The sequence below is a fragment of the Biostraticola tofi genome (genome assembly GCF_004343195.1).
Lineage (GTDB): Bacteria > Pseudomonadota > Gammaproteobacteria > Enterobacterales > Enterobacteriaceae > Biostraticola > Biostraticola tofi.
Map to the genome: position 1 here is coordinate 215,238 of NZ_SMCR01000003.1, position 15,994 is coordinate 231,231.

12 protein-coding genes are annotated in these 15,994 nt (G+C 56.5%); 6 read left to right on the top strand and 6 right to left on the bottom strand.

Annotated features, from left to right (window positions below; all coding sequences use genetic code 11):
* Complete coding sequence (gene cspD, locus EDC52_RS08390) at window positions 1-225, bottom strand: cold shock-like protein CspD (protein WP_131864883.1); 225 nt, start codon at window positions 223-225, stop codon at window positions 1-3.
* A gap of 348 nt (window positions 226-573) precedes the next feature.
* On the opposite strand from cspD, the gene clpS reads away from it, so the two are divergent.
* On the top strand, window positions 574-894 hold the full coding sequence (gene clpS, locus EDC52_RS08395) for an ATP-dependent Clp protease adapter ClpS (RefSeq protein WP_131864884.1): 321 nt from the start codon (window positions 574-576) through the stop codon (window positions 892-894).
* 26 nt (window positions 895-920) lie between these two features.
* On the top strand, window positions 921-3,191 hold the full coding sequence (gene clpA / locus EDC52_RS08400; RefSeq protein ID WP_131864885.1) for an ATP-dependent Clp protease ATP-binding subunit ClpA: 2,271 nt from the start codon (window positions 921-923) through the stop codon (window positions 3,189-3,191).
* A 201-nt stretch (window positions 3,192-3,392) separates the two neighbouring features.
* Here the strand turns inward: clpA and infA are convergent, their stop codons facing one another.
* The 5 genes from infA to trxB all read right to left on the bottom strand — a co-directional run bounded on the left by infA (window position 3,393) and on the right by trxB (window position 9,093).
* Window positions 3,393-3,611 (bottom strand): translation initiation factor IF-1, encoded by a 219-nt coding sequence (gene infA / locus EDC52_RS08405; RefSeq protein WP_002211347.1) that lies wholly within the window; start codon window positions 3,609-3,611, stop codon window positions 3,393-3,395.
* 105 nt (window positions 3,612-3,716) lie between these two features.
* Entirely contained in the window at window positions 3,717-4,433 is a 717-nt protein-coding gene (gene aat / locus EDC52_RS08410) for a leucyl/phenylalanyl-tRNA--protein transferase (RefSeq protein ID WP_131864886.1), read from the bottom strand.
* 5 nt (window positions 4,434-4,438) lie between these two features.
* Window positions 4,439-6,166: a heme ABC transporter ATP-binding protein/permease CydC gene (cydC, locus tag EDC52_RS08415; protein WP_131864887.1), complete on the bottom strand. Its 1,728-nt coding sequence runs from the start codon at window positions 6,164-6,166 to the stop codon at window positions 4,439-4,441.
* 2 nt (window positions 6,167-6,168) lie between these two features.
* Complete coding sequence (gene cydD / locus EDC52_RS08420) at window positions 6,169-7,932, bottom strand: heme ABC transporter permease/ATP-binding protein CydD (RefSeq protein WP_131864888.1); 1,764 nt, start codon at window positions 7,930-7,932, stop codon at window positions 6,169-6,171.
* 192 nt (window positions 7,933-8,124) lie between these two features.
* Window positions 8,125-9,093 (bottom strand): thioredoxin-disulfide reductase, encoded by a 969-nt coding sequence (gene trxB, locus EDC52_RS08425; protein WP_131864889.1) that lies wholly within the window; start codon window positions 9,091-9,093, stop codon window positions 8,125-8,127.
* Between the two features lie 536 nt (window positions 9,094-9,629).
* Here trxB and lrp point away from each other — a divergent pair.
* The 4 genes from lrp (at window position 9,630) to EDC52_RS08445 (ending at window position 15,941) form a co-directional block, all read left to right on the top strand.
* The gene (gene lrp, locus EDC52_RS08430) at window positions 9,630-10,124 is read left to right on the top strand and encodes a leucine-responsive transcriptional regulator Lrp (RefSeq protein WP_005287608.1); all 495 of its coding nucleotides are present in this window, start codon (window positions 9,630-9,632) and stop codon (window positions 10,122-10,124) included.
* 124 nt (window positions 10,125-10,248) lie between these two features.
* Window positions 10,249-13,794 (top strand): DNA translocase FtsK 4TM domain-containing protein, encoded by a 3,546-nt coding sequence (locus EDC52_RS08435; protein ID WP_131864890.1) that lies wholly within the window; start codon window positions 10,249-10,251, stop codon window positions 13,792-13,794.
* Between the two features lie 184 nt (window positions 13,795-13,978).
* Window positions 13,979-14,590, top strand: coding sequence for an outer membrane lipoprotein chaperone LolA (gene lolA / locus EDC52_RS08440; RefSeq protein ID WP_131864891.1), 612 nt, complete (start codon window positions 13,979-13,981; stop codon window positions 14,588-14,590).
* Between the two features lie 7 nt (window positions 14,591-14,597).
* Window positions 14,598-15,941 (top strand): replication-associated recombination protein A, encoded by a 1,344-nt coding sequence (locus EDC52_RS08445; RefSeq protein WP_131864892.1) that lies wholly within the window; start codon window positions 14,598-14,600, stop codon window positions 15,939-15,941.
* Window positions 15,942-15,994 lie beyond the last annotated feature (53 nt).

The following is a 15,994-nucleotide window of genomic DNA, read 5'->3' on the forward strand; positions in this document are numbered from 1 at the left end:
TTATCCGGCCAGAGCCTCGGCTTGAACCGGCAGGATCAGACTGGCGTGATTACCCTTGGGTCCTTGATGGACCTCGAATTTCACCATCTGGCCTGCTTTTAACGTCCGGTATCCGTCCATCTGGATTGTTGAGTAATGCGCAAATATATCCTCGCCGCCGTTCTCCGGGCAGATAAACCCAAAACCTTTGGCGTTATTGAACCATTTAACTTTACCCGTCTCCATGTTTATACATCCCTCGCAACCGAATCTACTGTGTGATGAGGATTGTTGACGTCGTAAGCTCTTATTGATCATATCGCAAGTGCTTACGCATTTACACTCTAGAGGATAGAAGTCGCAGGTCAAGATGTTGGCGAAGAGATGCCAAATGACTTTTTCAAAGTTTGAACCAGGTAACGCTTATTGCGCGTTATTTACTCTTGCACCTGTGATCGGAACAGGATTTATCGTGGCAGGGAGCGCAATGCGTGTTCAGATGATAAACTCATTAGACATCAGCGGTGCTGGGGCCAGACGCATCTTTTCAGGGCCCCAGTGTTTGATAAAAGGCGGAATTGAAGCGGATTAGCGATGGGCAATACCAGTAACAGGCCAGAAGTGCAGCACGTGGTCGAAGATAAGTTGAAAGAGGCGCTGCAGCCCCCATCAATGTATAACGTGATACTAATCAATGATGACTACACTCCGATGGAATTTGTTATTGACGTATTACAAAAGTTCTTTTCTTATGATGTGGAACGTGCAACGCAACTCATGCTCACGGTGCATTATAAAGGTAAGGCTATCTGCGGCGTCTATACTGCCGAAGTAGCCGAAACGAAAGTGGCTCATGTCAACCGATACGCAAAGGAAAATGAGCATCCGTTGCTTTGTACGCTGGAAAAAGCCTGAACGGGCGATCAATTTGGGAGGTGCCAATGCTCAATCAAGAACTGGAACTCAGTTTAAACATGGCTTTCGCCAGGGCGCGTGAGCACCGGCATGAGTTTATGACCGTGGAACATCTCTTGCTGGCATTACTCAGCAATCCATCCGCACGTGAAGCCCTTGAAGCCTGCACGGTTGATCTGGCGGCCCTTCGCCAGGAACTTGAAGCGTTCATCAAGCAGACGACTCCCACACTGCCTGCTAGCGAGGAAGAGCGCGATACTCAGCCTACGCTGAGTTTCCAGCGCGTACTGCAGCGCGCGGTGTTCCATGTCCAGTCATCCGGACGCAGCGAAGTGAACGGCGCGAATGTACTAGTGGCGATCTTCAGTGAACAGGAGTCGCAGGCCGCCTATCTGCTGCGCAAGCATGACGTCAGCCGACTGGACGTGGTCAACTTCATCTCCCACGGCACCCGTAAAGATGAGACCCAGGCGCCCGGTCCCGAAGCACCGGTCAATGAAGAGCAGGCTGGCGGGGAGGAGCGTATGGAAAACTTCACTACAAATCTCAACCAACTTGCTCGTGTCGGCGGTATCGACCCGCTGATTGGCCGCGATCGCGAACTTGAGCGCGCTATTCAGGTGCTGTGCCGCCGCCGTAAAAACAACCCGCTGCTGGTAGGCGAGTCTGGCGTCGGCAAAACCGCCATTGCCGAAGGGCTGGCCTGGCGAATTGTCCGGGGCGAAGTTCCCGAGGTGATTGCCGAGTGCACCATCTATTCCCTCGATATCGGTTCGCTGCTGGCAGGGACCAAATATCGCGGTGATTTTGAAAAACGCTTCAAGGCGTTGCTAAAACAGCTTGAGCAGGATCAGAACAGCATCCTGTTTATTGATGAAATTCACACCATCATCGGTGCCGGTGCGGCTTCCGGTGGGCAGGTCGATGCAGCCAACCTGATCAAACCGCTGCTGTCCAGCGGCAAGATAAGGGTGATGGGCTCCACGACCTATCAGGAATTCAGCAATATTTTCGAGAAAGACCGCGCTCTGGCCCGTCGTTTCCAGAAAATCGATATCACCGAACCATCGGTTGAAGAAACTGTGCAGATTCTTACCGGTCTGAAGTCGAAATACGAAGCCCATCATGACGTTCGTTACACTGCCAAAGCAGTACGGGCGGCGGTGGAATTGGCGGTCAAATACATTAATGACCGTCATCTACCGGACAAAGCGATTGATGTTATTGATGAAGCCGGCGCACGCAGCCGCCTGCTGCCGGTAAGCAAGCGCAAGAAAACCGTCAACGTGGCCGATATCGAGTCTGTGGTTGCCCGTATTGCGCGCATCCCGGAGAAAACCGTGTCTGCCAGCGACCGGGATGTGCTCAGGAGCCTTGGCGATCGTCTGAAAATGCTGGTGTTCGGACAGGATGACGCCATCCTTGCCCTGACTGAAGCTATCAAGATGAGCCGCGCCGGGCTTGGTCAGGATCATAAGCCCGTCGGTTCTTTCCTGTTCGCCGGACCGACCGGGGTCGGCAAAACCGAAGTAACGGTCCAACTGGCCAAGGCGCTGGATATCGAGCTGCTGAGATTCGATATGTCCGAATATATGGAACGCCATACGGTAAGCCGACTGATCGGTGCCCCTCCGGGCTATGTCGGCTACGATCAGGGGGGGCTGCTGACTGATGCGGTGTTAAAGCATCCTCACGCGGTCCTGCTGCTGGATGAAATCGAAAAGGCTCACCCGGATGTCTTCAACCTGTTGCTGCAAGTCATGGATAACGGTACGCTGACCGATAATAATGGTCGCAAGGCGGATTTCCGCAATGTGATTCTGGTGATGACCACCAATGCCGGCGTCCAGGAAACACAGCGCCAGTCTATTGGCCTGATTCAACAGGACAACAGCACTGATGCGATGGGCGAGATCAAAAAAATGTTCTCCCCAGAGTTCCGTAACCGTCTGGATAACATCATCTGGTTCAACCACCTTTCGCCGGAAATTATCCAGCAGGTGGTGGACAAGTTTATTGTTGAACTTCAGGCCCAGCTGGACGCCAAAGGTGTATCCCTCGAAGTCAGCGACGAGGCGCGCAACTGGCTTTCCGACAAGGGCTATGACCGTTCAATGGGGGCCCGTCCCATGGCGCGCGTCATGCAGGAAAACTTGAAAAAACCGTTGGCCAATGAACTGCTGTTCGGCAGCCTGGTTGATGGCGGCTCGGTTTCGGTAGCGCTGGATAAAGACAAAAAGCAGCTTAAGTACGAATTCCTCAGCGCCCAGAAGCGTAAAGCGGAAGGCGTGCATTGATGGCGTGGATGAAACAATAAAAATAAAAGGCGATGCTCTGCATCGCCTTTTTTATTAGTGAACTTATTATGTCACAACAGGGTTTCGCTGATTGTGGTCAGGTTTTCCCCGAGAAGCGTCGGCCGAAGGTCGCCATTTGCAAAGCTGTCATGACCGGCCGACGGTGTCCGCAGAGAAGGGCATCAGCGAAATAAAAGCGTATCAGCGGCTACGGAAGACAATGCGGCCTTTGCTCAGGTCGTACGGGGTAAGCTCAACAGTGACTTTGTCGCCCGTCAGGATGCGGATATAGTTTTTACGCATTTTACCGGAGATGTGAGCGGTAACCACATGCCCGTTTTCCAATTCTACGCGGAACATGGTGTTAGGCAGTGTATCCAGTACCGTGCCTTGCATTTCAATATTGTCTTCTTTGGCCATCGAATCCTCTAGGTTTAAATACCATAGTTTTTAACCGGCAAGATAATGCCGAAAAACCCTCATTATGTAAAGAAGTGATGAACAAAGCCGCACTCTGCGCAGGGATCAGTGATCGCTGTTCAGATTGTCGACAGAGAGGGTTTGCGATTGCCAGCAGTCAGCTGCCAGCGTAATCCGTTGTAATTGACTCAGCAGGGCGAGATAGTCGCGTCGCGGGATTTCCCGTGCGCCTAAGGAGGCCGTATGTGAATTCAATACCTGACAGTCTATCATTTTTCCACCCTGATGCATAAAGAAACGGCAAAATGTCAGCAATGCCACTTTAGACGCATTGTCCCGGCGACTGAACATCGATTCGCCGCAAAACATAGCGCCCTGGGAAATACCATACATGCCGCCCACCAGTTCTTCTCCCAGCCATGCCTCTATCGAATGCGCCCGTCCCCGGTGATGCAGTCGGATAAATGCCGCCTGGACCTCGGGCCCGATCCAGGTTCCTTCCTGTCCGCGTTCAGCGCAGGCGGCGATAACCTCGGCAAACTGTTGATTAACTGTGACGCGATAAGGGTTGTGTCGTATAAAGCGCGCCAGGCTGCGGCTGACATGGAATTCACCGGCATACAACACTGCGCGCGGGTCAGGCGACCACCATAGAATGGGGTCTCCCGCAGAATACCAGGGGAAAATGCCGTTCCGGTAGGCGTTCAGCAGACGCTGTTCACTGAGATCGCCGCCAAACGCCAACAGGCCGTTAGGTTCGTCCAGCGCCCTCTCCGGTGGGGGGAAATGCGGTCTATCCTCTGACAATCGATGCAGTTGCATGGCGCTTAACCAACCCATGGCCGATGATAGCGGTAATAGCGACCTCGGGCGGCAATCAACTGCTGATGAGTGCCTTGTTCGATAAATTGCCCCTGATCCATGACATAAATTCTGTCCATCAAATCCAGTCCCTGCAGACGATGGGTGACGCTGATGAGCGTTTTGCCCGCGCCATGCTGGCGCAGCAACAGCAGAATCTGTTGCTCGGTGCCGGCATCCAATCCTTCGGTAGGTTCATCAAGCAGCATCAGCGGCCCGTTATGCAACAGTGCCCGGGCGATGCCGATACGCCTTTGCTCACCGCCGGAAAGCTGCCTGCCGCCTTCGCCCAGCCAGGCATTCAGTCCATCACCCTCCAGCAGTTTTTCCAGACCGGTTTTATGCAGCATCCCGACCAACTGGTGATCATCGGCGCCGGGCGCGGCCAGGGTAAGGTTATCCCTCAATGTGGCACTGAACAGGTGAATCCGCTGGGGAACCACGCTTATCATCGAACGGAGCGCCGCTTCGCTCCAGTGGCTGATAGGTTTATCGTTCAAGCTGATGGTGCCCTGCTGCGGATCCCAGGCTCGGGTCAGTAACTGCAGCAGCGTCGACTTGCCGCTGCCGGTATGGCCTAGAATCGCCACATGAAGGCCCGCCGGCACCGCCAGCGACAGCTGATTGACCGCGGCGGCTGCCTGACCGGGATAGCTGAACACCAGATCGGTAATCATCACTTGGGCGCTATCGGCAGTTTCAGGCCCGGCGGCAGGAAAGGTCACGGTTGGCCGCTGGTCAATGATGCCGCTCAGACGCGCTGCAGAGGCCATTACCTGGCCGAGATGCTGGAAAGCACCTGCAACCGGCCCCAGGGCTTCAAACGCCGCCAGGGCGGCGAATACGAACAGTGCAATCATTGCCCCGGGTGCCGGATAGTTTTCCATTTCCCCGGCCGCCAGCCAGAATACCAGCGTTACCGTCAGCCCGGTGACCAGCATCAGCAGCGCCTGAGCCAACGCCGACAGGTTGGATTGCCCTTGCTGGCGCGATTGCCACACAGCTTCGGTCTGGTCGAGCTGTCGGCGATAGTGCGCCAGTCCGCCATAAACCGTCAGCTCGGCATTGCCCTGCAGCCATCCCGACAACTGCTGGCGGTATTGGCCCCTGAGACGGGTCAAATCCTGGCCCAATGGCCTGCCGGCGCGATAAAACAGCGGCGGAAACAGCAGCAGTACCGCCAGCATCGCCGCGCCAAGCGTCAGGGCAAGGGCGTTGTCCAGAAAGCTTAGGCCGAATACCGTCACCACAATGACTACCAGAGCGCTGAGCAGCGGTGACAGCACGCGCAGGTAAAGGTGGTCCAGGGTATCGACATCGGCCACCAGCCGATTAAGCAGTTCTGCCTGGCGATAGCGGGCGATGATGCCGGGAGTCAACGGCAATAGCCGGGTAAAGGTATGGATGCGCAAGTGCTGCAATACCCGGAAGGTGGCGTCATGGCTTACCACGCGTTCAGCCCAGCGCCCGGCGGTGCGGGTAATAGCCGCACCGCGCACGCCTGCGGCGGGCAGCATGTAGTTGAAACCGAACAGTCCGGCGGCGCCGGCCAGCGCTGAGCCTGCCAGGAACCAGCCGGATAGCGTCAGCAAGCCGATGCTGGCGAGCAGGGTCAGGATGGCCAGCAGGATCCCCAAGGCGATGCGTCCGCTGTGACGGCGATAAAGCGCCAGAAACGGGTAAAGAGTACGCATAATTACAGTTCTCCGCTGCGGATGGCAATCAGGTCTGCCAGCAGGCCCGGTTGACCGGCAAGCTGGTGGTAGCGTCCGCGCTGGACGATGTGTCCGTTGCTTAACACCCATATCTGGTCAAAATCACTAATATCACTGAGCTGATGGGTGACCATCAGGGTGGTCTGGCGCACAGAGGCGGCATCTAGGGCCCGCATGACCAGTCGTTCACTATGGGCATCAAGGCCGGCGGTAGGCTCGTCCAGCAGCAACAGGCCGGGTGATTTAATCAGCGCCCGGGCCAGCGCGATGCGCTGCGCCTGGCCAACCGAAAGCGTAACGGCGTTCTCGCCGACATCGCTATCGAGACCCTCAGGCAGCAGCGGGAGAAATTCATCTACATAGGCTTCGCCTATGGCTTGGGCAACGGCCGGTTCACCGGCGTCAGGCTGGCCCAGCATAATATTTTGCCGCACGCTGGCGGCCGGCAAGCGGATATTCTGGCCTACCCAACTGAGCTGTCGGCGCCAATGCGACATCTTCAACTGGCGCAGTTCATGACCATTGACCAGCAACTGGCCTTCATAGGGCAGAAAGCCCAGTAGCACATTGAGCAAGGAGCTTTTACCGGCTCCGCTCGGTCCTACCAGCGCCACTCGGTTGCCCGCCGGCAGATCAAATGAGAGCGGGCCGGCAAGCCTGCTGCCGTCGGGGGACAGGATCACCAGTTGCCTGGCGCTGAGGGAAATCGCAGTCAGTTCAGGTTCTTGTTCCCCTTGCGCCTGATGCCGGGCATCGATTTCAAGGAAGGTGACCAGCGATTCGGCGGCGCCAACTGCCTGCGCCTTGGCATGATAGAACGTACCGAGATCGCGCAGTGGTTGGAAGAACTCAGGCGCCAGTATCAGTACCAGGAAACCGGCGAACAGCGAAACGCCGGTGCCGTAGCTGCCGAAATTAAGCTCACCCAGATAGCTGAAGCCAAAATAGACCGCCACTACGGCAATCGAGATAGACGCAAAAAACTCCAATACGCCGGAGGATAGAAAGGCCAATCGCAAGACTTCCATGGTGCGTTGGCGGAAATCTTCAGTCGAATGTCGTATATGCTCGGTTTCCGCCTGGGCTCGATGAAACAGTCGCAGGGTATCCAGCCCACGCAGGCGATCGAGAAAATACCCGCTGAGGCGTTCAAGCGCCAGGAAGTTACGACGATTGGCATCGGCGGCGCCCATGCCGACCAATGCCATAAATAACGGAATAAGCGGCGCAGTGATAAAAAGAATCAGTCCTGCTGCCCAGTTGATGGGAAAAATCGCCGCCAGAATCAGCAGCGGCACCATCCCGGCCAGGTACATCTGGGGAAGATAGCGTGCATAATAATCCTGCATATCTTCGATCTGCTCCAGCAGCAGGCTGCTCCAACTGCCGGCGGGGCGTCCCTCTATCCATGCCGGGCCGAGGCTTTCGAGCCGGTCGAGCACCTGGCGGCGGATCTGACGCCTCAGCAGGCTACCGGCGATGAAACCGACCCGCTCGCGCAGCAGACTGATACCGGCGCGCAGGACGAACAGCCCCGCCAGCGCCACGAACCAGGGGACTAAATCCGCCCTGGCGGCCTGGTCCATAATCAGGGACTGGAGCAGATGGGCCATGACCCAGGCCTGGGCGACCAGCACTATGCCGCCCAGCATGCCGAGCAGCAGCGACAGCCTGAGCCAGCGTTTGACCAGCGTACTTTGAGACTTTAGCCAGCGAACCAGCACCTGTTGTCGATTTTTATTCATGGAATGAACATTTCAGCCGGAATAATGACAGTAAAAAAGATATCCCATCGGGGGATGCGAAGGATCGGGGCGCGCCGATAACCCGGAATGGGGTCATATTACCCCGTCATACCTGCGGAGAAAATAACAATAACCGGCCAGCAGGGCTGACCGGAGGGTATCAGAACAGCAGCGATTTCAACAGTCGGGCGTTCAGCGATCGTTAGCCTGCACCAGTCCATCCAGGTAACGCTCGGCATCCAGCGCCGCCATACAGCCGGTACCTGCCGAGGTGATCGCTTGGCGGTAATGGTTGTCCATCACATCGCCGGCGGCGAATACGCCCGGAATAGAGGTCTGAGTCGCATTGCCGTGAATACCGGACTGTACTTTGATATAGCCGTTTTCCAGCGCCAACTGACCGCCGAAAATCGCGGTATTTGGGCTATGACCGATAGCGATAAACACCCCGGCCAGATCCAGTTGCTCGACGTCGCCGGCGACCACATCCCTGATGCGTACCCCAGTCACGCCCATTTCGTCGCCGACGACTTCATCCAGCGTACGATCGGTATGCAGGCGGATATTGCCGTTATGCACTTTGTCCATTAGGCGATCTATCAGGATTTTTTCTGAACGGAAGGTATCCCGGCGATGAATGAGATGCACTTCGGCCGCTATGTTGGACAGATACAGCGCCTCTTCAACTGCGGTGTTGCCGCCGCCGACCACGGCGACTTTTTGGTTGCGATAAAAGAAACCATCGCAGGTTGCGCAGGCGGAAACGCCTTTGCCTTTGAAGGCTTCTTCAGAAGACAAGCCCAGGTAGCGGGCTGAAGCGCCGGTGGCGATGATCAGCGCGTCACAGGTATAGTCGCCGTTGTCGCCGGTCAGCACGAATGGGCGGGTCTGCAAATCGACGCTGTGAATATGATCGAATATGATTTCGGTATTGAACTTGGCGGCGTGGGCGTACATCCGCTCCATCAGCAACGGACCGGTCAGGCCTTCAGGGTCGCCGGGCCAGTTTTCCACTTCAGTGGTGGTGGTCAGTTGTCCGCCCTGTTCCATACCGGTTATCAGTACCGGGTTCAGGTTGGCGCGTGCGGCATAGACCGCTGCAGTGTAGCCGGCAGGGCCCGAACCCAATATGAGTAATTTACTGTGTTTGCGCGTGGACATATCTTCCTCGTTAACATCACCTGAATTGGCTTTTCGCGATTGTAAGAAAATTATCATATTAAAAAAAGCACGCAAAAAGTTGTTGGCGATTTTTATCATCGACCTGGCCTATGAATAGGCCTTTTTTAACAGGAAAGCGATAGGAAAACGAAGCAGATAAGAACATTCGCGGCCGTCAGTCGGCCATTCAGGGGATTGAATTGGTAGGTTGTTCTGATTTTTGTTGTTTTGCTTTGACAATCGGCTGCGCTTTTGCGAAAACATCTGGGGTAGGTGTAACAATCCGGCGCTTTAGCTGACGGTTTGCCGGTGCCTCTTGTCATTCGTGATGACCGGTATAGGACGTTATCGCCCCGAGGGTTTATTCATACCACAGTTGTCTTCTGATGTTTTACGGTCTGGACAGACAGCGTAAGACGGTTGAAGAAACGTACGACCTTAAAATAAAACAGAAAAAAGGTCTTTAAAAACCCTGGTACATTGAAGTTGGTGAGGGTATGGCAAGCACAAGGAAGGACTTAAGAGAGACAACAATGATGGTAGACAATAAAAAACGCCCGGGTAAAGATCTTGATCGTATTGATCGTAACATCCTGAATGAATTGCAGAAGGATGGACGAATTTCCAATGTTGAACTGTCGAAAAGGGTAGGCTTATCGCCAACTCCTTGTCTGGAACGCGTCAGACGCCTGGAACGCCAGGGTTTCATTCAGGGATACACCGCATTGCTCAATCCACACTATTTGGATGCTTCTTTATTGGTTTTCGTTGAGATTACCCTCAATCGCGGCGCGCCTGATGTGTTCGAGCAGTTTAATACCGCGGTGCAGAAGCTGGAAGAAATTCAGGAATGCCATCTGGTATCCGGCGATTTCGATTATCTGCTGAAGACCCGGGTGCCTGATATGTCCGCATACCGTAAACTGCTGGGAGAAACGCTTCTGCGCCTCCCTGGCGTCAATGATACCCGGACCTATGTGGTGATGGAAGAAGTCAAGCAGAGCAATCGTCTGGTCATTAAGACGCGTTAAGGATTATCACAGGTGCAAAAGTCACTCGTTTTGGTTACACTCCTGTGAATACATACAGTTTCAGCGCCGTACTTCCTGTCGGCGCTGATTTCATGGCGGTTCGCGGGAACCTGGAGAGCCTTTCTTGAGCCAGGAATACACAGAAGACAAAGACGTTTCATTAAAAAAACTGAGCAGTGGCCGCCGTTTACTGGAGGCTATACTGGTGGTCGTGGGTATTTTCGCCCTCTATCTAATGGTGGCGCTGGTCAGTTTCAGCCCGTCGGATCCCAGTTGGTCGCAGACGGCCTGGCATGGACCCATCCACAACCTTGGCGGCGGCATCGGCGCCTGGTTTGCCGATACGCTGTTTTTCACTTTCGGCGTGCTGGCCTACGCCCTTCCGCCCATCATGCTTATATTCTGCTGGAACTCATTCCGTCAGCGAGATGAGCGCGACTACGTCGATTATTTTGCCCTGTCGCTTCGGCTTATCGGTAGTCTGGCGCTGTTGCTGACTTCCTGTGGTCTGGCGGCGCTGAACATTGACGACCTGTACTATTTTGCCTCCGGCGGCGTCATCGGTAGCCTGTTAAGCAATGCGGTACTGCCCTGGTTCAATGGTATCGGCGCCACTCTGGCGCTGTTGTGCGTCTGGGCATCGGGACTGACGCTGTTTACCGGCTGGTCCTGGCTGACCATCGCCGAGAAGATCGGCGGCGTGGTCATGGGTTGTCTGACGTTCATGAGTAATCGCTCCCGGCACGATGAAGACGATGAATACGAGGATGAGCGGTACCATGATGAGCAGGAACAGTCACTGGCTGTAATCCATGACGAGGCTGATCCGCTGCTGAGCGCGCCCGGCGTCAACCGGGGTCCGGCTGACGCCGGCGCCACGGCAGGGGATAACCCGCTGCCGTCTGTGCCTTCATCTGCTGCTGCTTTGAACAGCCAGGTCCCGGCGGCCGAAATGGGTACGGTTACCGGTCCATCTGCTGCGGCGCTGGATCCGGCCAACGCCTCGCAATCGGCCGGGGCTTTGGCCGCTTCCCTGGCGGCCGGCAGCGCCGCCTCTGCCACGCCGCCAGCGGCGGCCATCGCGGGAGATGCGATATATGCCGAGCATTCCGCCGCCAGTGAAGATCTTTCTTCGTCGACCGATGTGCCGCGCTATCGTTTTGAACTGCCCGACACCCCGGCAGCGGCCCCGGCGGCTGATTATCCGCTCGACGAAGACCAAGGCCCGAAAATGGGCAATTGGCAACTGACCGGCGATGACAGTCGTACTCCTTATGATTTCAGCGTTGCCCAGCGCAGCAGCGGCTCGCTTGACCAGGCTCAGGCGGCGGCAGATACGGCAGCGGCATTAACCTTCATGCCGGCATTCAGCGCCACCGGCGATTACAACCCGCAGGTCAAGCAGGGCATAGGGCCCGAATTGCCGCGCCCTAATCCGGTCAGGATCCCAACGCGTCGTGAACTGGCCTCTTACGGCATCAAAGTTCCATCCCAGCAGCGTCCGGCCACCGCCGAAGTCGATCACTCGCTGGCGGTCAGCGACGCTCAACGTTCGGCGCCGATGACTGACGAGGCGCAGCAGGAAGCAGTGGATGCGCTGCACATGGCGGCCCTCCAGCGGGAATTTGCCACCCGCGAGCAGCAGCGTTATGGCCAAGCCGCAGAGCCGCAGGATGAAGACGACCTGCTTGCACAGCGGTTGGCCGAGGAGTTCCGTCAGCAGCAGTCCTCGCGCTATGTTGCCGAAGATGCCGCGCCTGGCGTTGTCGCCGCCGAACCGTCCTCACCGCTGTCGCCGATGGCGGGCATCGATACTCGCAAGATGTTTGATTTCTCGCCATTGGCCGATCTGGTGGATAATGCGCCCAGTGAACCTCTGTTCACCCCGCAGCCTGCTGCCGATGCTGAAGCGGCCTACCAGCGCGCCGGCCCAATCCGCCTCGACAGTGATTATCAACATGCTGACGAAGTCAGACGGGATGCCGATGCCGATGCCAATGCCGATGGCCGTCATGGCGATGAACCTCCACTGTCCAGCAATTATGCCACAGCGCGCCAGCCGCCGCGGTCTGCCCCGGCCGCGGCAACAGAACGCCCCGAGCCGCCGCAGCCGGTTTCTCAGGCTCTGGACAGCCTGATTCATCCATTTCTGATGCGCAATGAACAACCGCTGCAAAAACCGACTACGCCGCTGCCGACCCTGGATCTGCTGACTTCGCCACCGCTGGAGGAAGAACCGGCCGACATGTTTGCTCTTGAGCAGACGGCCCGCCTGGTAGAAGCCCGTCTCGGAGATTATCGAGTCAAGGCGGAAGTGGTGGGCATTTCTCCCGGGCCGGTCATTACCCGCTTTGAGCTGGATTTGGCGCCGGGGGTGAAAGCGGCGCGAATTTCCAACCTGTCGCGCGATCTGGCCCGTTCACTGTCGGCGGTCGCGGTGCGCGTGGTGGAAGTTATTCCCGGCAAGCCTTATGTGGGACTGGAATTGCCTAACAAACGCCGACAGACAGTTTATCTGCGCGAAGTGCTGGACTGCGAGAAATTCCGCGATACCGTCTCCCCGCTGGCTATCGTGCTCGGTAAAGATATCGCCGGTCAGCCGGTCATAGCCGATCTGGCCAAAATGCCCCATTTGCTGGTTGCCGGTACTACCGGCTCTGGTAAGTCGGTCGGCGTCAATGCGATGATCCTCAGCATGCTGTATAAAGCCACCCCCGAAGAGGTGCGCTTTATCATGATCGATCCGAAAATGCTGGAACTGTCGGTCTATGAGGGCATTCCGCATCTGCTGACCGAAGTGGTCACCGATATGAAAGATGCCGCGAATGCCCTGCGCTGGTGCGTCGGCGAAATGGAACGTCGCTATAAATTGATGTCGGCGCTGGGGGTGCGTAACCTGGCCGGCTACAACGAGCGTATCGAACAGGCCGAGCGCATGGGCCGCCCGGTACCGGATCCGTTCTGGAAGCCGGGCGACGGTATGGCAGATTCACCGCCGATGCTGGAAAAGCTGCCTTACATCGTGGTGCTGGTGGATGAATTCGCCGATCTGATGATGGCGGTGGGCAAAAAGGTTGAAGAGCTGATTGCCCGTCTGGCGCAAAAAGCCCGTGCCGCCGGCATCCACCTGGTGCTGGCAACCCAGCGTCCTTCGGTAGATGTCATCACTGGCCTTATCAAGGCCAATATACCGACGCGTATCGCCTTCACCGTCTCGAGCAAGATTGACTCACGTACCATTCTGGACCAGGCCGGCGCAGAATCGCTGCTGGGTATGGGCGATATGCTCTACCTGGCGCCCAACTCATCGATTCCGGTCCGGGTGCACGGGGCATTTGTGCGCGACGAAGAAGTCCATGCAGTGGTCAGCGACTGGAAAGCACGTGGCCGTCCTCAATATATCGACAGTATCACCAGCGCCGGCGAAGAAGGAGAAGGCGGCGGTGGTGCCGGTATGGATGGCGATGAAGAGTTGGATCCGCTGTTCGACCAGGCGGTGCAGTTTGTGGTTGATAAACGCCGGGCCTCGATATCCGGCGTTCAGCGACAGTTCCGCATCGGTTATAACCGGGCAGCCCGCATTATCGAGCAAATGGAACTGCAGGGCATCGTCAGCTCGCCGGGCCATAACGGCAATCGTGAGGTTCTGGCCCCGCCTTCAGCAGAGTAAATCCGGCGCAAAGGTGGCTGCCCCCTGGGCGGCCACATTGCAAAGATGCGTAAACCGGTCTACTTTCAGAGGATTATCCTATACCTGCGGTTTCATCTTCCGATACCATTAATTTGTCAGGGCGGGATGACCGGAGATGTCCGTTCCGGCGTCCCACCTTCTTTTCTCTAAGGGATGCCATTACATGAAGATAAGATTATTGGCCGTAGGCCTGTGTTCCGCTTTGGTCAGCCTTTCAGCCTGGGCAGACGGTGCCGGCGCATTGCAAAGCCGTCTTAATCTGGTCAATAGTTTCCATGCCAGCTTTACCCAGACGGTGACCAGCGCCGATGGCGGCGCCGTCCAGGAAGGTGAAGGGGAGCTGTGGGTCAAGCGTCCAAACCTGTTTAACTGGCATATGACCGCGCCGGACGAGAGCGTATTGATTTCAGACGGATCAACGCTCTGGTTCTACAACCCGTTTGTCGAGCAGGCGACCGCTACCTGGCTCAAGAATGCCACCGGCAATACCCCGTTTATGCTGATAACCCGCAACAGTCCTTCAGACTGGAAACAGTACCATGTGAAGCAGAGCGGCGATGAATTCGCGCTGACGCCGAAGAAGGCCGACGGCAATCTCAGGCAGTTCACCATCAAGGTCAGTTCCAGCGGCACCATCCAGAACTTTACAGCGGTGGAACAGGATGGACAGCGCAGCAGCTACCAACTGAAAAGCCAGAACAACGGCACCGTGGATGCTTCCCGCTTCACTTTTACTCCGCCCAAGGGCGTGACGCTGGACGACCAGCGCCAGTGAGGTAGACATGAGCAATATGTCCCTTGATTTCTCACACGATGCGTTCCAGCCGCTGGCCGCCAGAATGCGGCCGGCTACCCTGGAAGAGTATGTGGGCCAGCAGCATCTTTTTGCGCCGGGCAAGCCTCTGCCCAGGGCCATCAAGAGCGGTCAGCTGCACTCGATGATCCTTTGGGGCCCGCCGGGTACCGGCAAAACCACGCTGGCAGAATTGATTGCTCATTATGGCAATGCCGATGTGGAGCGGATTTCCGCTGTGACCTCGGGCATCAAAGAGATACGGGAAGCCATTGAGCGCGCCCGCCGCAATCGTGATGCCGGACGTCGCACTATCCTGTTCGTCGATGAGGTCCATCGCTTCAATAAGAGCCAGCAGGATGCCTTTCTGCCGCACATTGAAGAGGGTACCATCACCTTTATCGGCGCCACCACCGAAAATCCGTCGTTTGAACTTAATTCGGCATTGCTGTCCAGGGCTCGGGTCTACCTGCTCAAGGCCCTCACCCGTGAAGATATCGAGCTGCTGCTCGACCAGGCGATGAAGGATGCGGTGCGTGGCTTCGGCGGGCAGAACATCGTGCTGCCTGACGAGACGCGCCGGATGCTGGCCGAGTGGGTCAGCGGCGATGGACGCCGTGCGCTGAACAGTCTGGAAATGATGGCCGACATGGCCGAGACCGATGCACAAGGCAAGCGAGTACTGACGCCGGCTTTATTGAACGAAGTCGCCGGAGAGCGCAGTGCTCGCTTTGATAACAAAGGCGACCGCTTTTATGACCTCATTTCAGCGCTGCATAAATCGGTACGCGGTTCCGCGCCTGATGCGGCGCTGTACTGGTATGCGCGTATCATTACTGCCGGCGGCGATCCGTTATATGTCGCCCGACGGCTGCTGGCGATTGCCTCTGAAGATGTCGGCAATGCCGATCCCAGAGGCATGCAGGTCGCTATTTCAGCCTGGGACTGCTTTACCCGGGTCGGACCGGCTGAAGGGGAGCGCGCCATTGCGCAGGCGATTGTTTACCTCGCCTGCGCGCCGAAAAGCAATGCGGTTTACACCGCCTTTAAAGCTGCGATGCGCGATGCGCGCGAGAATGCCGATTACGATGTGCCAGAACATCTGCGCAATGCCCCGACCAAACTGATGAAAGACATGGGGCTCGGTGCCGAATACCGCTATGCCCATGATGAACCTAACGCTTATGCCGCCGGCGAAGACTATTTTCCGCCCCAGATGGCCCGCACCCGCTATTACCATCCTACGGGTCGCGGACTGGAAGGAAAAATTGGCGAAAAGCTTGCCTGGCTTGCCGGACAAGACGAAAATAGCCCGACAAAACGCTACCGATAACCCACCCGTTGCGGTAAGGTTAACGGTGGTATAAACGGTTGACGCGGCCGGCT